At 69.2% G+C, this 18,280-nt stretch carries 15 protein-coding genes and 1 pseudogene; 11 read left to right on the top strand and 5 right to left on the bottom strand.

What is annotated here, in order from left to right; genetic code table 11:
- Together ACTIR_RS21670 and ACTIR_RS0104405 are read left to right on the top strand one after the other, a co-directional pair.
- Window positions 1-162, top strand: a pseudogene (locus tag ACTIR_RS21670) (IS5-like element ISMra2 family transposase); the annotation flags it as partial.
- A 51-nt stretch (window positions 163-213) separates the two neighbouring features.
- Window positions 214-1,596 carry a tannase/feruloyl esterase family alpha/beta hydrolase gene (locus tag ACTIR_RS0104405; protein ID WP_026453365.1) on the top strand — a complete coding sequence of 461 codons (1,383 nt, stop codon included), beginning with the start codon at window positions 214-216 and terminating at the stop codon, window positions 1,594-1,596.
- 207 nt (window positions 1,597-1,803) lie between these two features.
- Here ACTIR_RS0104405 and ACTIR_RS0104400 read toward each other — a convergent pair whose 3' ends face one another.
- Window positions 1,804-2,421 carry a TetR/AcrR family transcriptional regulator gene (locus tag ACTIR_RS0104400; RefSeq protein WP_026453364.1) on the bottom strand — a complete coding sequence of 206 codons (618 nt, stop codon included), beginning with the start codon at window positions 2,419-2,421 and terminating at the stop codon, window positions 1,804-1,806.
- A gap of 216 nt (window positions 2,422-2,637) precedes the next feature.
- Here ACTIR_RS0104400 and ACTIR_RS0104395 point away from each other — a divergent pair, with 216 nt between their 5' ends.
- From ACTIR_RS0104395 to ACTIR_RS0104380, 4 genes are all read left to right on the top strand, one after another.
- Window positions 2,638-4,128: an aldehyde dehydrogenase family protein gene (locus ACTIR_RS0104395; protein WP_026453363.1), complete on the top strand. Its 1,491-nt coding sequence runs from the start codon at window positions 2,638-2,640 to the stop codon at window positions 4,126-4,128.
- Window positions 4,129-4,133: 5 nt separating this feature from the next.
- Window positions 4,134-5,789, top strand: coding sequence for a choline dehydrogenase (gene betA / locus ACTIR_RS0104390; protein ID WP_026453362.1), 1,656 nt, complete (start codon window positions 4,134-4,136; stop codon window positions 5,787-5,789).
- Between the two features lie 4 nt (window positions 5,790-5,793).
- A complete protein-coding gene (betT, locus tag ACTIR_RS21665; protein ID WP_084789311.1) occupies window positions 5,794-7,470 on the top strand; it encodes a choline BCCT transporter BetT in 1,677 nt (558 codons plus the stop codon).
- A gap of 119 nt (window positions 7,471-7,589) precedes the next feature.
- The gene (locus ACTIR_RS0104380; protein WP_026453361.1) at window positions 7,590-7,955 is read left to right on the top strand and encodes an MmcQ/YjbR family DNA-binding protein; all 366 of its coding nucleotides are present in this window, start codon (window positions 7,590-7,592) and stop codon (window positions 7,953-7,955) included.
- 9 nt (window positions 7,956-7,964) lie between these two features.
- Here the strand turns inward: ACTIR_RS0104380 and ACTIR_RS0104375 are convergent, their stop codons facing one another.
- Window positions 7,965-8,345 (bottom strand): nuclear transport factor 2 family protein, encoded by a 381-nt coding sequence (locus tag ACTIR_RS0104375; RefSeq protein ID WP_026453360.1) that lies wholly within the window; start codon window positions 8,343-8,345, stop codon window positions 7,965-7,967.
- Between the two features lie 109 nt (window positions 8,346-8,454).
- On the opposite strand from ACTIR_RS0104375, the gene ACTIR_RS0104370 reads away from it, so the two are divergent.
- The 3 genes from ACTIR_RS0104370 (at window position 8,455) to ACTIR_RS21660 (ending at window position 12,046) form a co-directional block, all read left to right on the top strand.
- Window positions 8,455-9,195: an MBL fold metallo-hydrolase gene (locus ACTIR_RS0104370; protein WP_026453359.1), complete on the top strand. Its 741-nt coding sequence runs from the start codon at window positions 8,455-8,457 to the stop codon at window positions 9,193-9,195.
- Window positions 9,196-9,449: 254 nt separating this feature from the next.
- Window positions 9,450-10,586 (top strand): ParA family protein, encoded by a 1,137-nt coding sequence (locus tag ACTIR_RS25170; RefSeq protein ID WP_084789310.1) that lies wholly within the window; start codon window positions 9,450-9,452, stop codon window positions 10,584-10,586.
- A 1,214-nt stretch (window positions 10,587-11,800) separates the two neighbouring features.
- A complete protein-coding gene (locus tag ACTIR_RS21660; RefSeq protein WP_233345820.1) occupies window positions 11,801-12,046 on the top strand; it encodes a hypothetical protein in 246 nt (81 codons plus the stop codon).
- A 28-nt stretch (window positions 12,047-12,074) separates the two neighbouring features.
- Here ACTIR_RS21660 and trhA read toward each other — a convergent pair whose 3' ends face one another.
- Entirely contained in the window at window positions 12,075-12,767 is a 693-nt protein-coding gene (trhA, locus tag ACTIR_RS0104355) for a PAQR family membrane homeostasis protein TrhA (RefSeq protein ID WP_026453357.1), read from the bottom strand.
- 98 nt (window positions 12,768-12,865) lie between these two features.
- Here trhA and ACTIR_RS0104350 point away from each other — a divergent pair, with 98 nt between their 5' ends.
- Entirely contained in the window at window positions 12,866-13,645 is a 780-nt protein-coding gene (locus tag ACTIR_RS0104350; RefSeq protein ID WP_026453356.1) for an isoprenyl transferase, read from the top strand.
- Between the two features lie 425 nt (window positions 13,646-14,070).
- A complete protein-coding gene (locus ACTIR_RS0104345; protein ID WP_411431317.1) occupies window positions 14,071-15,405 on the top strand; it encodes a PhoH family protein in 1,335 nt (444 codons plus the stop codon).
- A gap of 132 nt (window positions 15,406-15,537) precedes the next feature.
- Here ACTIR_RS0104345 and guaB1 read toward each other — a convergent pair whose 3' ends face one another.
- Window positions 15,538-16,977 (bottom strand): GMP reductase, encoded by a 1,440-nt coding sequence (guaB1, locus tag ACTIR_RS0104340; RefSeq protein ID WP_026453354.1) that lies wholly within the window; start codon window positions 16,975-16,977, stop codon window positions 15,538-15,540.
- A 34-nt stretch (window positions 16,978-17,011) separates the two neighbouring features.
- Window positions 17,012-18,280 (bottom strand): ATP-dependent DNA ligase (locus tag ACTIR_RS0104335; protein WP_026453353.1); only part of this gene is annotated, 1,269 nt, incomplete at its 5' end.

Genomic DNA, 18,280 nt, shown 5'->3' with positions numbered 1-18,280 from the left:
CGACCCCCAGCCTTCGACCGGGCCACCTACCGCCGCCGCAACACCGTCGAACGCTGCTTCCAACGCCTCAAACAGTTCCGCGCCATCGCCACCCGCTACGACAAAACCGCCCTGTCCTACCGAGCAATGATCGACCTCGCCACCCTCACCCTCTGGCTTTAAGGACACGCCCTAGCGTTGCGCCGTCGAGGACGGACGACGCGGGAGGGTGTCATGCGCAGGCTGGGCACGGTGGCACTGACGGTGGTGGTGGCGGGGGTCCTGCAGGTCCCCGCGGCGCTCGCCCACACTCCGAGGGAGGTGGACTGCGTGGGACACGAGCGGATCCGGGTGCCCTCGGCGCGACACCAGGTGTCGGCCTGTCTGGACGACCTCACCACGGCCGGGACGGTCCACAGCGGACACACCGACCCCGCCGACTGGGCCGGCCTGACCCAGGAGTCGCTGCCTGTTCCGGATCCGGTCCCGGGGGTGCAGATCGACGGCTACTTCCCGGACGACTCGACGACCAACACCACCCACGGATGGGACCACGACGCCCAGTTCGTTCTGCGGCTTCCGGCGGACTGGAACGGTGGCCTCGTGGTCAGCGGCTCGCCCGGCAACCGTGAGCAGTACGCCGTCGACCGCGCGATCTCCGACTGGGTGCTGGCGAAGGGCTATGCCTTCGCCGCGACCGACAAGGGCAACACGGGACTGCGCTTTTACACCGACGGTGACCGACCCGGCGACGCGATCGCCGAGTGGAATCACCGGGTGACGCAGTTGACCCGGGCCGCGAAGGCCGTGGTGGCCCAGCGTTACCACCGTCCGCCGCGTCGCACCCTGGTCACCGGCCTGTCCAACGGCGGATATCTGGTGCGCTGGCAACTGGAGAACCGTCCCGAGCTCTACGACGGCGGGGTCGACTGGGAGGGCACGCTCTGGGCCGGGGACGGCCCGAACCTGGTCGACTTCCTGCCGAGCGCGCTGTCGGCCTACCCCCGGTACGCGGGCGGCGGTCCGGAGTCCGGGCGGGCGCACGACGAGATGCTCGCCGCCGGGTTCCCCGAGGGGTCCGAGTTCCTGTGGCCGTACCACTACCGGTACTACTGGGATCTCACCCAGCGGATCTACCGCGAGGAGATCGACCCCGGGTTCGACGGGGACACCGAGGCCGGCACCCCGTTCTGCGAACCGGGCAGCCCGGCCTGCGACGCCGATTACGACTACGCGAGCAGGCCGGACACGGTGCACGACGCGGTCGAGCGCATCGGCCTCACCGGTGAGATCGGCAAGCCGTTGTTGACCGTGCACGGCACGCTCGACGTGCTGCTGCCGATCGGGGAGAGCTCCGACGCCTACGCGCGGATGGTGCGGGAGCGGGGCGGTGGCCCGCTGCACCGGTACTACCGGATCGCGGGCGGCACACACACCGACGCGCTGGTCGACACGTATCCGAACCGGCTGCGTGCCCTGGCGCCGTGCCACCGTGCGGCCTTCGGGGCCCTGGAGGCGTACCTGGACGACGGCGTGCGGCTCCCGCCGTCGACGACGGTCTCGCGGCCCGGGAAGGCGACGCCGGAGGACCTGGTCACCCACTGTTCCCTCCGGTGAGCACCCGCGGGCCGGAGGCGGCCGTGACCGCACCGCGACCGGCGGGGGCGCGCTGTCGGTTCGTGGAACCCCGACGTCACCTCGCCGGCACGGAGTGGCAACTCGCCGGCATGACGCGGCGACTCGCGGGCACGGGGTGGCAACTCGCGGGCATGACGCGGCGACTCGCGGGCACGGGGTGGCGACTCGTGGGGAGGGGTGGGTGGGTCAGTCGCGGAGGGCGCGGCGGTAGAGGGACTCCAGGTGCTCGCGGGACGGGGTGGTGTCCGTCAGCACCGCCTGCATCAGCAGGCCGCAGGTGAGGGTGGCCACCATCTGGCCGGTGAGCGGGTCCGTGCGGGCGATGAACACCTCGGCCAGTGCGTCGTCCCAGGCCACGGCCGCCGCGCGCAGGTGCGGGCGCTGGAGGGCGAGGGCGTAGAGGTTGTACTCGGCGATGGTGTGCTCGCGCTGCTCGGTCACCGAGGCGAGCACGAAGTCGGCCAGTGCGGCCGCCGGGTCCGTCCCCGGTGCGAGTGTCCGGTCCCATTCCCGGAGCGCGGCGACGCTGCGCTGGGCCGCCTCGTCGAGGGCGACGGCGACCAGGTCGTCCAGCGTCGCGAAGTGGTAGGTGGTCGAGCCCAGCGGGACACCGGCCTCCGCGGCGACGGCACGGTGGGTGAGCGCGTCGATGCCGCGCTCGGCGATGACCGTGATGGCCGCACGCGCGATGCGGTCGCGGCGGTCGGGGTCGTTCGGACCGCGCGCCCGTCGCCGCGTCGCCGTCTCCCTCGTCGTCGCGTCTCCGGTCGTCGGCTCCCCGGTCGTCGGTTCTCCGGTCGACACTGCCTGCTCCCCTCCGTGACACGCCCTGCACCCCCGGGCACCGGCCACGCACAGCCGGTCGACAGCCATGACATCACACCACGTCAGACGGTGTCCGCGACCCCCTTCACCCGACTATGGACAAACGTACATATAGCATGTACCAACGTACACAAATTTTATGCGACCGCCGACCGTGCGGCGGAACTCGAACGACAGGACGGGGACACCCACCACATGCGAGACCTCTACATCGACGGATCCTGGACCGACGCCGCGACGTCGACCGGCGGCCGGACCGTGGAGAACCCCTACGACGGCAGCGTGATCCGCTCCGTGTCGGAGGCCGGTCCGGACGATGTGGACGCCGCCGTCGGCGCGGCGCGGCGCGCCTTCGACACCGGCCCGTGGCGCACCACGTCCGCCGCCGAACGCGCCGGGGTCCTGCGTCGCCTGGCCGACCTCCTGGTGCGCGACCGGGAGGAGCTCGCCCGGGTGGAGAGCGTGGACACCGGCAAGACCGTCGTCGAGGGCGGTATCGACGTCGACGACATCACCGCGGTGTTCCGCTACTACGCGAGCCTCGCCGAGACCGACTCCGGCGGACGGGCCGTGGACACCGGCGACCCCGGGGTGGTCAGCCGGGTCGTGACCGAGCCGGTCGGGGTGTGTTCGCTGATCGCGCCGTGGAACTACCCGCTGCTGCAGATGTCGTGGAAACTCGCCCCCGCCCTGGCCGCGGGCAACACCGTGGTGATCAAGCCGAGCGAGCTGACCCCACTGTCGACGGTCCGGCTGACCGAACTGCTGGCCGAGGCCGGTGTCCCGGCCGGGGTGGTCAACCTCGTCCTCGGTGCGGGCGCGGTGGTCGGCGCCGAGATGGTGCGCCACCCGAAGGTCGATCTGGTCTCGTTCACCGGCGGCCTCGCCACCGGACGGGAGATCATGGCGGCCGCGGCGCCGGGGGTGAAGCGGGTCGCGCTCGAACTCGGCGGCAAGAACCCGAACGTCGTCTTCGCCGACGCCGACTTCGACACCGCCGTCGACTACGCGCTGGCCGCCGCCTTCTTCCACTCCGGACAGGTGTGCTCGGCCGGGTCCCGCCTGATCGTCGAGGACTCGGTGCACGACGCGTTCGTCGCCGAACTCGCCGCGCGCGCGGAGAAGATCCGGCTCGGTAACGGTGCCGAGGCCGACACCGAGTGTGGCCCGCTGGTCTCGGCCGAGCACCGGGCGAAGGTGGAGCGGCACATCGCCCTGGCCCGGGAGGAGGGTGCCCGGCTGGTCGCGGGCGGGACGCGCCCCGACGACCCGGAGCTGGCCGACGGCTACTTCCTGCGTCCCACGGTCTTCGCGGACTGCACCGCCGGGATGACCGCCGTCCGGGAGGAGGTGTTCGGGCCGGTGGTCACCGTCGAGCGGTTCCACGACGAGCACGAGGCGATCGCGCTGGCCAACGACACCGAGTACGGCCTCGCCGGTGCCGTGTGGACCGGCGACGCCTCCCGCGCGCAGCGGGTGGCCGGGGCGCTGCGGCACGGCACCGTCTGGATCAACGACTTCCACCCGTACGTGCCCCAGGCCGAGTGGGGCGGGTTCGGCAAGTCCGGGATCGGCCGGGAGCTCGGTCCGTCCGGACTGGACGAGTACCGCGAGGCCAAACACATCTATCAGAACATCAATCCCGCACCGATGCGCTGGTTCTCCGGCGCGGAGAAGGAGGACTGAACCCCGTGGCGGAGACCTACGACTACGTCATCGTGGGCGGCGGCTCGGCCGGTTGCGTGCTAGCGAACCGCCTCAGCGCCGACCCGTCCACCAGCGTGCTGGTGCTGGAGGCGGGTCGCCCGGACTGGATCTGGGATCCGCTGATCCACATGCCCGCCGCGCTGACCATGGTGATCGGCAACCCGCTGTACGACTGGCGCTACGAGTCGGAGCCCGAGCCGTACATGGGCGGCAGGCGGGTGTATCACGGCCGGGGCAAGGTGCTCGGCGGGTCCAGCTCGATCAACGGCATGATTTTCCAGCGCGGCAACCCGATGGATCTCGAACGCTGGGCCTCGGACCCGGGGATGGAGACCTGGGACTACGCGCACTGCCTGCCGTACTTCAAGCGCATGGAGAACTGCCGTGCGGGCGGCGACGAGTGGCGCGGGGACGACGGCCCGCTGTGGCTGGAGCGCGGCCCGGCCGAGAACCCGCTGTTCGGGGCGTTCCTCGACGCGGCGCAGGAGGCGGGCCACCCGCTGACGAACGACGTCAACGGCTACCGGCAGGAGGGCTTCGCCGAGTTCGACCGCGCCATCCGCAACGGGCGCCGTTGGTCGGCCGCGCGGGCGTACCTGCACCCGGTGAAGAACCGGCCGAACCTCACCGTGCGGACCCTCGCGCACGTCAACCGGGTGCTGTTCGACGGCACCCGCGCCGTGGGCGTGTCCTATAACCGGCCCGGTCGCGGGCCGCGGGAGGTGTACGCGGGTGAGGTGATCCTCTCCGGCGGTGCGATCAACACCCCGCAGCTGCTGCAGCTGTCCGGTGTCGGCGACCCCGCGCACCTGGAGTCGCTGGGCATCGACACCGTGCACGCGCTGCCCGGCGTGGGGGAGAACCTGCAGGACCACCTGGAGGCCTACGTCCAGCACGCCTGCACGCAGCCGGTGTCGTTCAACCCGTCGCTGAAGAAGCACAGGGCGCCGAAGATCGGCCTGGAGTGGCTGTTCAAGCGCAGCGGCCCCGCCGCGACGAACCACTTCGAGGCGGGCGGGTTCGTCCGCGGCAACGACACGGTGGACTACCCGAACCTGATGTTCCACTTCCTGCCGCTGGCGGTGCGCTACGACGGGACCGAGGTCGACACCCCGCACGGCTATCAGGTCCACATCGGACCGATGTACTCGGACGTGCGGGGCAACGTGCGGATCACCTCCGCCGACCCGAAGCGCAAGCCCGCACTGCGGTTCAACTATCTGTCCACCGAGAACGACCGCCGCGAGTGGGTCGAGGCGATCCGGGTGGCCCGGGAGATCCTGAGGCAACCGGCGCTCGACCCGTACAACGGCGGCGAGATCTCGCCCGGCCCGGACGTCCGCACCGACGAGGAAATCCTCGACTGGGTGGCCCGCGACGCCGAGACGGCCTACCACCCGTCCTGCACCGCACGGATGGGCGTCGACGACATGTCGGTCGTCGACCCCATGACGATGCGCGTGCACGGCACCAGCGGCCTGCGCGTCACCGACGCCTCGGCCATGCCGTATCTCACCAACGGCAACATCTACGCGCCGGTGATGATGCTCGCCGAGAAGGCCGCTGACCTCATCCGGGGTGACACTCCGCTTCCGCCCGCGGAGACCCCGTTCTACCGACATTCCCGACAGGAAGGGTGAATCAGTGTCCACCACCGGCGAACGACGATCCGAGAACGGGCCCGACGAGGGCCCTGGGGGGAGCAACCGTGTCGCCGCGGTTTCGGACAACGGAATCAACCGCACCGTCTTTTTCGGTGCGTCGGTCATCATCCTGGCGATCGCCATCTGGGCGATGATCACGCCGGAGGACGCCGCGAGCACGATCGGCGTCCTCGTCGGCTGGGTCTCGGAGGGGCTCGGCTGGTACTACATCCTCGCGGCCACGCTGTTCCTGATCTTCGTGATCTACCTGGCCGCGTCGAAACACGGGACGATCCGGCTCGGACCGGAGAAGTCGCGGCCGGACTACGGCATCTTCGCCTGGGCGTCGATGCTGTTCGCGGCCGGCATCGGGGTCGACCTGATGTTCTTCTCGGTCGCCGAACCGGTCACCCACTACCTCGACCCGCCGCAGGGCGACCCGGAGACGCTGGCGGCCGCCCGCGAGTCGGTGGTGTGGACGCTGTTCCACTACGGCATCACCGGCTGGGCCATGTACGCGCTGATGGGCATGGCGCTGGGCTACTTCGCCTTCCGCCGTGGCCTGCCGCTGGCGGTGCGGTCCTCGCTGTACCCGCTGATCGGCAAGCGGGTGCACGGACGCGCCGGGCACACGGTGGACATCGCCGCGTCGCTGGGCACGGTGTTCGGCATCGCCACCTCGCTGGGCATCGGCGTGGTGCAGCTGAACTTCGGGCTGAACTTCCTGTTCGACATCCCGCAGGGCGTGGCCGCGCAGATCGGGCTGGTCGCGCTCGCCGTGGTGATGGCGACGCTGTCGGCGGTGGCCGGTGTCGACCGGGGCATCCGGCGGTTGTCCCAGCTCAACGTCGTGCTGGCGATCGTGCTGATGGGCTTCATCCTGTTCAGCGGTGACCCGCTGTACCTGCTCAACGGCCTGGTGCTGAACATCGGCGACTACGTCAGCGGCTTCACCGACATGACGCTGGACACCTTCGCCTACGACCAGCCGACCGAGTGGCTCAACGCGTGGACGTTGTTCTTCTGGGCCTGGTGGATCGCCTGGGCGCCGTTCGTGGGCCTGTTCCTGGCGCGCATCTCGCGGGGCCGCACCGTCCGCCAGTTCGTGGCGGCCACGCTGGTGATCCCGTTCCTGTTCACGGCGACCTTCCTGTCGATCTTCGGCAACGCCGCGCTGGGCCTCGTGCGCGGCGGCAACGGCGAGTTCGGCGAGACCGCGATGAACGCCCCCGAGGAGGGCTTCTACACGCTGCTGGCCCAGTACCCGGGCGTGACGTTCACCGCGGGCCTCGCCACGGTGGTGGGCCTGCTCTTCTACGTCACCTCGGCCGACTCGGGCGCGCTGGTGCTGAGCAACCTCACCTCGCGCCTGGCGACGCCGACCACCGACGCGCGCCCGTGGGTGCGGGTGTTCTGGTCGATCGCGATCGGGCTGATCACCCTGGCGATGCTGCTGGTCGGCGGCGTGCCGACACTGCAGAACGCCACCATCATCATGGGCCTGCCGTTCTCGTTCGTGATGTTCTTCGTGGCCTGGGGCCTGTACAAGGCGCTCAACCGCGAGGTCAGCGACGAACGGCGATTCCTGGGCGGCTCGGCCGAGCAGCCGGGCGACGCCTCGGCGGACCCACCGGAGGACCCGGACCGGGCGGAGCCGGTCCCGGCGGGCCGCGACTGAGCCCGTGCGCCCCGAGGCGGGTGGCGACCGAGCCCGGTCGCCACCCGCTTTTCGCGCGTGTGGCGACTGCGCCTGGTGGATGAGCTGCCGGATCGCCGCGCTGCGGCGACAATGGCGTCGTGCCCGAGGATCCGCGGGAAGCGTTGCGCCGCATCTGCCTGGCGTTGCCGGAGGTGAGCGAGCGGCTCAGCCACGGCGAGCCGGCCTGGTTCGTCCGGGAGAAGAAGACCCTGGCGACCTACGCGGACCACCACCACGACGACCGGGTCGCGTTCTGGTGCCCGGCGCCGGCCGGGGTGCAGGAGGAACTGGTGGCCGAGGACCCGGCGCGGTTCTTCCGCCCGCCCTACGTGGGGCACCGCGGGTGGCTCGGCGTCCGACTCGACGTCGACGTCGACTGGGCCGAGGTCACCGAGATCGTCACCGACGCCTACCGGCTCGTCGCCCCGAAGTCGCTGGCCGCCCGGCTGACCGGGCCGATCTGACGTTCCCGGTCACGGCTGTTCATCGGCGCCGGGGGCCACCGTTCCCTGGTGGAAGGACAGCCGCCAGGTGCCGTCGACGTCCCGCAGCCACAGCGAGCTGCGGCGCACGCGGCGGCCGGGATGCTCGGTGAGGTAGGTGACCAGCACGACCGACTCGGCGAGGCGCGCGGCGTCCACCTCGCGGGCCCGCGGGCGGTCGGCCTCGGTGAACATCCCGCCGAGGGCCGCGAGCATCTCCTCCCGGCTCCACCGGCGCCCGGACGAGCCGATCTCGACGAACCCGGGGTGCAACAGCCGGGCCACCTCGTCGGCGTCGCACCGCACCTCCGGCGTCAGCAGCCGCAGCTCGGCGTCGATCACGTGGTCCACGGCGTCCTCGGTGTCGGTCATCCGCCGGACCGTACCCGGCGAGGCGGTCCGCACGCCCTCGAAAATCGGCCGGGCACGCTCTATGCTCACCCCGCCGAGTCATGCGCCGCCCGGACCGACAGGGGACACGATGCAGCTCACGCGGGTCGACGACCATGTCCACCTGGCCACCGGCACCAACGTCAACTGGGCTCTGGTCACCGAGGGCGATTCCGTCACGCTGGTGGACGCGGGCTACCCGAACGACGCCGGGGCCGTGCTGGAGTCCCTGGCCGCGATCGGCACACGCCCGGAGAGCGTGGCCGCGATCGTGCTCACCCACGCCCACCTGGACCACATGGGCGGCATCCCCACCTTCACCTCGCGGTACGGAACCCCGGTGTACACCGGGGCGGAGGAGGCGCGGCACGCGCGTCGCGAGTACCTCCAGCAGATCACCCCGGGCGAGATGCTCGGCCAGTGTCGGCACCTGCGCGGTGTGCAGTGGGTGGCGCAGACCCTGCGCGCGGTGCTCCCGCACGCCAGGATGGCGCTGTCCGAGGTGAACACCGCAGAGTTCGACGTCGCCCTCGACGTCCCCGGCCGGCTCGTGCCGGTGTCCGTCCCCGGCCACACCAGCGGGCACACCGGCTACCTCATGCCGGATTCGGGGGTGTTCTTCTCCGGTGACGCCCTGGTGACCGGACACCCGCTCTCGACGCTCGGCGAGGGGCCGCAACTGCTGCCGGGCGTGTTCAACACCGACGAGGCACGGATGCGCACCAGCCTGGAAATCCTGCGCGACGTGCGGGCCGACACGCTGGTCCCCGGCCACGGCCCGGTGGCCCGCGGCCCGCTGGCCAACCACGTCGACGCCGCGCTGCGGCACTGAGACGCGACGGACATGCCGTCCGCACGGTGGCTGATGTTCCCGGTCAGCCGTTGCAGACCGCGCCCCGACGTAGATCGACTGGTAGCCCGGCAGGAGAACGTTGCTCAACCCGTTCACCATCTTCCAGTGCACCGTGCAGGTGCGTATAGTCGGGTGATCGAGGAAACGAAACGTCTGGGCTGGGGGCGGAGTTGCTCTGTGAAGAGCGGCAGCCCCAGCTGCACGGCCGAACTTGAGCCTAACGTGGAGGTTCTGTGACGACGATAGTCTCGATCTTCAATCATAAGGGTGGAGTAAGCAAAACGACCACGACATTCAATTTGGGGTGGATGCTTGCCCGCTTGGGTAAGCGAGTTATCTTGGTGGACGCCGATCCTCAGTGCAACTTGACTGGGGTCACTCTCGGCTTAACGGCATCTTGGCCGCCCGACGAAGTCGGACCTGACCATGATACAAGCCAAGATGAAGAATACTCGCACACTCAAGAACAAGCTCAAGACTTTTTCTCTAAGAATTTAGAAAAGACTCTTTATGGAGCCTTGAAACCAGCCTTCGAGTCGGAGCCACGCTTTCTTGAGCCTGTCGATTGTATTCCGATAGAGGGTCGTCCTGGCTTATATCTATTGCCGGGCCACCTGCAACTGGGGGAGTACGAAGTTTCTCTCAGTATAGCTCAAGAGTTATCGGGTTCGTTGCTGGCGCTCAAGAACGTTCCTGGCGCCATCAACTATCTATTGAGGTGTACGGCCGAAGCCTTGAATATCGATTACGTCCTAGTCGATATGAGTCCTAGCCTTGGATCTCTCAATCAAAACATAGTGTCTATCAGTGACAGGGTAGTCGTTCCTACGTCACCCGACTTCTTCTCTATTATGGCGGTTCGTTCTCTCGCTAGGGTGCTCCCACGTTGGAAAAGGTGGGCCGAGTCGGCTTCGCAGAACGAGGTTCTGCGGACTGCCAACTACCCATTCCCTGCGCCGACACTAAAATTCGCAGGTGGGGTTATCCAACGGTACCGGCTCTATAGATCGCCCAGTGATACCAATCCTGTGGGCGACCCGACAGGACCGTTCAGAGTATGGATTAATCGTGTGGCGACCTCGATTCGTTCCGACCTTGTGCCTGCTCTGGCCAAGTCGGGATTGATGATAGACGATCAGGTGTATGCTTCAGCGGGAATCCATAGCTATATTCTCGCACAGATCCAAGAGTTCAATAGCTTGCTACCGAAATCTCAAGAGCATCGAGTTCCCGTATTCGAGCTAGGCGAGGAAACGCTTGGCCAAGTTGGTGTGGTTCTCGAAGGGTCGATGCGGCAGGTTAGAAGCCTTCTGCGGATTTTCGATGAGTTCGGAAATCGCCTTATTGCGGTTTCCGAGGATTCGGAGTAGCCAAGGATGGCGGCGCTAAGTGCGATAGCGCTGTTTGAGCGACTCAACAGTCAAGTTGAGGGCTTGCTCAAGTTAGGGCGCGAGCAGGGCCGTAACAATCTCCAGTCGCAAGCTGAGTCAATTTTTCGTGCGTGTATAGTGTTGACTGTTTCGTCTCTTGACACTTACATGCACGAAAAGTTCGTAGAGCGAAGCATCGGAGTGATGGATGACGAAACGAATGATCGAATTGCGCGATACCTGGGAATACCGGTACACAATGTTCGTGCGACTGATGCCCCCAGTGTGATCAGGTATCACCTGAGTTTTAAGACGCTCGTGAGTCCAGCCTCTATAGATAAAGCGATCGAGGCTAGTGGGGGCAATGCAGAAGAGATTTGGCGTCAGATTGGAATCGAACTAGGCGGGCGCGAGTCTAGGCTGAGAAACTCTTTAGATATATTTGTGGACCGAAGAAATATGATCGCACATGAAGGGGATTGGGATACAGTGCAGGTCGAAATGAGGCATATATCTGATAGTCATGTGAAGGACTGTCAGGAGTGTATTGTGAAAGTCGCCAAGGGGGTCGATCGGTATTGGCGATAGAATGTAGAGTGTATAGATCGCGAACATCTGACGACGGCGCGCCTACGTGGAAATTGATGAATACTTATTATTTGATAGATGCGGATGAGGCGGCAACCTGCTCCTGTGGCTACTCTTGATTCTGCATACGGCGGTGATGACGACGAGTGGGCAGAGTTGGGGGACCGCGATGAAGTTTTTAGGAGGGCTGGGGGCGGCGCGTCGTCTGGGTGAGGACGATAACTGATAGCAGGACGTGTCCAACCCGGCGAATGTCGAGCTATACTTAGTGTCGACGGCGCTTGACCTGGGGACGTCGCGCATGTGGTTGAGCCGGGGCGAAGCGGTGCGGCCGGCGCATCTTCCGATGGAACGGCAGGGCACGTACGCCGTTGACTTTGCTCGTGTTTTGAGCATGTTGGCGGTTGATGATGGGGCGTCGTACATGCTGTTGGACACTGACGAGAAGTTGCCGCGGTTGATGTATCACTTTCATTAACGGAAGCGTTTTAGACTGCCAGCGGCCGAGCCGAGCCGACGAGCGTGGAGGCGTGTGACCCACGTGGGCTCGTTCATCCTCATGAGCACATCGCTTCGGGGCGTGCTCGGCTGAGGACGACTGGGTTTACGTCGCTGAGCTGGTGGGTATGGTCCGGGAGACCACGGGCCCGAGCGACGATCTGCTCGATCGAACCGGGCGGGCCGCGGCGCGGTTGGTCCGGGACGGGAGTCTGGTCCCCGGCACGCTCACCGAGGCCGAGGGGTTCACCGCCTGGGAGACGGGACCGGCCGGGTCCGCCGCCCGGATCGAGCGGGAGGTGGCCGCGTTGGAGGGTGCCGGGGTATGGCCTCAGCCGGGGGACGTGTGTTGGTTCGATCGTCCCGGCGGGTAGTGCCCGGCCGGGCATCGGCGGGCGCGCATCAGGCGTACATGGCCAGCCAGATCGCGATGTAGTGGGTGATGGCCGCGGCGATGGTGCAGGCGTGGAAGAACTCGTGGTAGCCGAAGGTGTCCGGCCAGAAGTTCGGCCACTTGAGCGCGTAGAACACCGCGCCCAGGGTGTACAGCGCCCCGCCGACCAGCAGCAGCACCACCGCCGCGATGCCGGCCGCGGCGGCCAGTTCCGGGAGCACGAACACCGCCACCCAGCCGAGGGCGATGTAGATCGGCACGCCGACCCAGCGGGGCGCGCTCGGCCAGAGCATCTTCAGCGCCACCCCGGCCACCGCGCCGCCCCACACCACGCCGAGCACGATGTAGCCGGTCGGCTGGGACATCGCCAGCAGGGTGAACGGGGTGTAGGTGCCGGCGATGAACAGGAAGATCATCGAGTGGTCGGCGCGCTTCATCCAGGCGTAGGCGCGCGGGCTCCAGAGACGGCGGTGGTAGAGCGCGCTCACGCCGAACACGCCGAGCACGGTGGCACCGTAGACCGACGTCGCCAGGGCGGCCGTGCCGGACACCGTCGCCGCCGCCAGCGCGATGAGCACCGCGCCGGCCGCGGCCGCGCCGAAGAAGCTCCAGAAGTGCAGATGGCCCCGCAGTCGTGGGCGGGTGTCGACGGGGGCGTTCGGGGATGCCGGATCGGGGTCGTTCCGCGTCGATACGCTCACGTGGACCAGGCTACTCAAGGCGCAGGTGTGCTCCGCACGTGTGCGGTACCGGAGGACGGCGTACGTCACGTCGACCGCCACGCGTACGCTCACGGGACGTGAGCCTCCGGTCGTTCCTCTCCCGCGCCGTCTACACCGCCTATTCGTGGCGCCTGCGGCAGCAGGCCGCCGGGCGGCGCCCCCGGCACATCGGCATCATCCTCGACGGCAACCGCCGGTGGGCCCGCGAGGCCGGGTTCACCGACGTCAACGGCGGACACCGGGTGGGTGCGCAGCGCATCGTCGACTTCCTCGGCTGGTGCCGGGAGTCGAAGGTGGAGGTGGTCACGCTCTTCCTGCTGTCCACCGACAACGTGGCGCACCGCTCGAACGAGGAGGTCGCCGCGCTGCTGGAGATCATCCCGGACGTGGTGGACGAGCTGGCCCAGCCCGGCAACCCGTGGAAGGTGTCCATGGTCGGGGCACTGGACATGCTGCCCACCGAGGTCTCCGCCCGGCTCACGGCCGCCGCGCAGCGCACCGACCACCGCAACGGCATGGTGGTCAACGTCGCCGTCGGCTACGGCGGACGTCAGGAGATCGCCTACGCGGTGCGCAAGCTGCTGCAGCAGCACGCGGACGAGGGGACCTCGATCGAGGAGCTGGCGAAGACGCTGGACGTCGACCACATCTCCGAGCACCTCTACACCTCCGGCCAGCCGGACCCGGACCTGATCATCCGCACCTCGGGGGAGCAGCGGTTGTCCGGTTTCCTGCTGTGGCAGTCGGCGCATTCGGAGTTCTGGTTCACCGAGGCCTACTGGCCCGCGTTCCGCCGGGTCGACTTCCTGCGTGCTCTGCGTGACTATGCGGTGCGCAATCGTCGATACGGCGCATGAACGGAGTATTAACTCTCGCGTCGATCACCCGGTGTCGTGACATTTGCTCACTAAACGTGAGCTTCGCTTCCACCGTTTCACCTACCTGGCCGTCTGTCTTCGCGGTTCGCCGGGGGTAGCTTCCGTGGTGACGGTCCACGAACCCAGGTGGATCGTCACGGGAGGCCCTGGTCGTGGCAGTGGTTGAGCGAACGGGGGTCGTACGAGCGACCCGCCCGTTCACGAAGCGCACGAGGGGGCCGGCACCGGGCCCTCGTGGCCGCACGCCCTGACGCCCCGGCGTCGAGGCTCCGGCCAGCCAGGGCAGTGCCCGGCCCAGCGAGTGCGGGCGTGGTGCCAACGCCCCCGAGGGAGATGCCGTCGTGACTGCGCAGCGTTTACCCCGAAAGGCCGTCGGCCGCCCGGCCCCCGACAGCTCCGGAGCTGTGGGAGCCTCCCCCGACTCGGCAGAGTCCACCGACCCGGCAGTGCGGACGTTCGTTCTGGACACGTCCGTGCTGTTGTCGGACCCGTGGGCGATGACCCGGTTCGCCGAGCACAGTGTGGTGTTGCCGCTCGTCGTGGTGAACGAGTTGGAGGCCAAGCGCCACCACCCCGAGCTCGGCTGGTTCGCCCGGGAGGCGTTACGGCTGCTGGACGACCTCCGACGCACGCACGGTCGCCTCGATGCCCCGGTGCCCATCACCGACGAGGGCGGGATGGTGCATGTGGAGTTGAACCACTCCGACCCCACCGTCCTCCCGCCCGGCTTCCGCACCGACTCGAACGACCACCGCATCCTGGCGTGTGCGCTCAACCTGGCGAGTGAGGGGCCGGTGACACTGGTCACCAAGGACATCCCGCTGCGGGTCAAGGCGGGTGCGGTCGGGCTCGCCGCCGACGAGTACCGCGCCGAGGAGGTCGCCTCGTCGGGGTGGAGCGGGATGGCGGATCTGGACGTGCCGCAGGAGGCCCTCGACGCCCTGTTCTCCGGTGGGGAGGCCGACCTCGCCGACTACGGCCGCCCCGAGGCCGCGGACCTGCCCTGCCACACCGGGTTGCGGCTGCTCGCGGGCTCCTCCAGCGCCCTGGCGCGGATCACCCCGGACAAGCGGGCCCGGCTGGTGCGCGGCGACCGTGAGGTGTTCGGGCTGCACGGCCGCTCGGCCGAGCAGCGCATCGCACTCGACCTGCTGATGGACCCGGACGTCGGGATCGTCTCGCTCGGCGGCCGGGCGGGCACCGGCAAGTCGGCCCTGGCGCTGTGCGCGGGGCTGGAGGCCGTGCTGGAGCGGCGGATGCACCGGAAGGTGGTCGTGTTCCGCCCGGTGTACGCGGTGGGCGGTCAGGACCTCGGCTACCTGCCCGGCACCGAGAACGAGAAGATGCAGCCGTGGGCGCAGGCCGTGTTCGACACCCTCGGCGCACTGGTCAGCCAGGAGGTCGTGGACGAGGTGTTCGACCGCGGCATGCTGGAGGTGCTGCCGCTGACCCACATCCGCGGCCGCTCGCTGCACGACGCGTTCGTCATCGTCGACGAGGCGCAGTCACTGGAGCGCAACGTGCTGCTGACGGTGCTGTCCCGGCTGGGCAGCGCCTCCCGGGTGGTGCTCACCCACGACGTCGGGCAGCGGGACAACCTGCGGGTGGGCCGGCACGACGGCGTCGCGGCGGTGATCGAGAAGCTCAAGGGCCACCCGCTGTTCGCGCACCTCACGCTGACCCGCTCCGAGCGTTCCCCGATCGCGGCCCTGGTCACCGAGATGCTGGAACAGCACTGACCCACCGGTCCGGGTGTGAGCCCCGCGCTCACACCCGGACCGGCCGGCCCCGCGAGTCGCCGTTCCAGCCCGGCGAGTCGGCACTCCACGTCCGCGAGTCGGCACCCCGGGACGGCGAACCGACGTCCGCTGTCACCAACCGGTGGGCAGCGGCCTGCCCTCGGCGAAGCCCGCCGCCGACTGCACGCCGAGCACCGCGCGCTCGTGGAACTGCTCCAGCGTCGCCGCACCCGCGTAGGTGCAGGCGGACCGCACCCCGACCGTGATCGAGTCGAGCAGGTCCTCCACACCCGGCCGCTGCGGGTCCAGCGCCATCCGGGACGAGGAGATGCCTTCCTCGAACAGCGCCTTGCGGGCGCGCTCGTAGGCGTTGTCGGTGCGGGTGCGCGCGGTGACCGCGCGCTTGGACGCCATCCCGAACGACTCCTTGTACGGCCTGCCCTGCTCGTCGTAGCGCAGGTCGCCGGGCGACTCGTGGGTGCCGGCGAACCACGAGCCGACCATCGCCGCCGAGGCCCCCGCGGCCAGCGCCAGCGCCACGTCCCTCGGATGCCGGATCCCGCCGTCGGCCCACACGTGCTTGCCCAGCTCGCGGGCCGCCGCCGCGCAGTCGCGCACCGCCGAGAACTGCGGACGGCCGACGCCGGTCATCATCCGCGTCGTACACATCGCCCCGGGGCCGACGCCGACCTTGACCACGTCGGCGCCCGCCTCGATGAGCTCGCGGGTGCCCCGGGCGGTCACCACGTTGCCCGCCACCACCGGCACCCGCGGCGACACCGAGCGCACCGCCTGCAACGCCGTGAGCATCTTCTCCTGGTGACCGTGCGCGGTGTCCACCACGAGCACGTCGACCCCGGCGTCCAGCACGGCCTTCGCCTTCGCGGCGACGTCGCCGTTGACCCCGACGGCGGCGCCGAGGCGCAGCCTGCCCCGGGCGTCGACGGCGGGGTCGTAGATGCTCGCGCGCAGGGCGCCGACCTGCGTGAGCACCCCCGCCAGGCGGCCGTGGTCGTCCACGCCGACGGCCAGGGGTTCGCCGTGTTCGTGCAGGCGTTCGTAGACCTCGCGCGGCTCGGTGCCCAGCGGGCACGTCCACACCGAGGGGTCCAGGACCTCGGCCAGCCGGGCGAACCGGTCGACCCCCGCGCAGGCCTGTTCGTCGACCACACCCACCGGGCGGCCCTCGGAGTCGACGACCACCACCGCGCCGTGCGCGCGTTTGCCGATCAGGTTGAGGGCGTCGGCGACGGCGTCGTTCGGGGTGAGCACCAGCGGGGTGTCCCACACGGTGTGCCGGTCCTTCACCCACGCGGTGATGTCGGCGACCGCCTCGGCGTCGACGTCCTGCGGCAGCACCACCAGGCCGCCGCGGCGGGCGAGCGTCTCGGCCATGCGCCGCCCGGCCACGGCCGTCATGTTGGCCGCGACCACCGGGACGGTCGTGCCCGTGCCGTCGACGGTGGAGAGGTCGACGTCGAAGCGCGACTCGACCCCCGAGCGGTTCGGCAGCAGGTAGACGTCGTCGTAGGTCAGATCGTGAGCGGGCCGGTGGCCATCGAGAAACTGCACGAGGGTCCAGGTTACGGGCTCCGCGCGGCCGGTGTCACTCACCACCGGGTGACCCGGCCGGGGCGGTCCCGCCGCGCAGCATCGCGCGGACGGCGTCGATCGTGTCGGCGTCGGCGGGGGCCTTGTCCGGGCGGTAGCGCAGCACCCGGGCGAACCGTAGCGCGACGCCGCCCGGGTACCGGCGGCTGACCTGCGCCCCGTCCAGCTCGATCTCCACGACCAGCTCCGGGCGCAGGTACACCGTCCAGCCGTCCCGGTGGGTCTCGTAGCGGGGCAGCGTCTCCGTCTGCCAGGCCAGCAGTTCGTCGGTGAGTCCCTTGAACGTCTTGCCGACCATGACCGGCGGGCCGCCGTCCGGGTCCCGGGCACCGAGGTGCAGGTTCGACAGGGTGCCGGTGCGTCGGCCGTGCCCCCACTCCGCACCCAGAACCACCAGATCGAGGGTGTGCGCGGGTTTGACCTTGAGCCACGCCCGGCCCCGGCGCCCGGCGGCGTAGGGGGAGTCGAGCGCCTTGACGAGCACGCCCTCGTGCCCGTCCTGAAGGGACGCGGTCAGGATCGCCGACGGGTCCTCCGGCTCGGCCGCACCGGGCACGAGGTGGTCCGGCGCGACCCGGCGCAGCGCCGTGCGGCGTTCCCGCAGCGGCGCGTCGAGCAGGTCGGTGCCGTCCAGGTGCAGGCAGTCGAAGAAGTACGGACGCAGCAGCAGGGCGCGCACCTGCTCGTCCCGGGTGCTGCCGAAGCGGGACATCGTCTCCTGGAACGGACGGGGCCTGCCCTCGTCGGTCAGCGCGAGGGTCTCGCCGTCGAGCACGGCCGAGGTGCACGGCAGGGACCGCACCAGGTCCGCCAGCTCGCCGACGCTCGCGGTGACCTCGCGCAGCGTGCGGGTGAAGACGCGGACGTCGTCGCCGGTGCGGTGTACCTGGATGCGCGCGCCGTCCAGCTTGTACTCCACCGCCGCGGTGGGGATGGCGGTGAGCGCGTCGTCGAGCGACCCGGCAGGTGCGGCCAGCATGGGTCGCACCGGCCTGCCGAGCTCGATCCCGAAGTGCTCCAGGGCCGTGACCCCGCCGGTGAGCGCGGCGTGCGCCGTGGCGGGCAGGCGACCGGAGAGCATGAACGCCCGCCGCACGGCCGACGCCGGCACCCCGGCGGTGGCGGCGACCGCCTCGACCATGACACCCTCCAGCGCGCCCTGCCGGAGTTCCCCGGTGAGCAACCGGACGAGGAAGTCCTGCTCCTCGTGGGTCGCCCGGCCGAGCAGTGTGCGCAGCAGGTCGGCGCGGCGTGCGGCCGAGCC

The organism is Saccharomonospora iraqiensis subsp. iraqiensis (genome assembly GCF_000430445.1).
In the GTDB taxonomy this organism is placed as follows: domain Bacteria; phylum Actinomycetota; class Actinomycetes; order Mycobacteriales; family Pseudonocardiaceae; genus Saccharomonospora; species Saccharomonospora iraqiensis.
Note: the sequence above shows the minus strand (reverse complement) of the source record. Positions and strands in the feature narration are given on the sequence as shown.

Bases quoted from the DNA above. Each gene is read 5' to 3' on its own strand.
- ACTIR_RS0104395 (WP_026453363.1), top strand. From the start codon at position 2,638: ATGCGAGACCTCTACATCGACGGATCCTGGACCGACGCCGCGACGTCG.
- ACTIR_RS0104370 (WP_026453359.1), top strand. From the start codon at position 8,455: ATGCAGCTCACGCGGGTCGACGACCATGTCCACCTGGCCACCGGCACC.
- ACTIR_RS0104375 (WP_026453360.1), bottom strand. From the start codon at position 8,345: ATGACCGACACCGAGGACGCCGTGGACCACGTGATCGACGCCGAGCTG.
- ACTIR_RS21660 (WP_233345820.1), top strand. From the start codon at position 11,801: ATGGTCCGGGAGACCACGGGCCCGAGCGACGATCTGCTCGATCGAACC.
- ACTIR_RS0104405 (WP_026453365.1), top strand. From the start codon at position 214: ATGCGCAGGCTGGGCACGGTGGCACTGACGGTGGTGGTGGCGGGGGTC.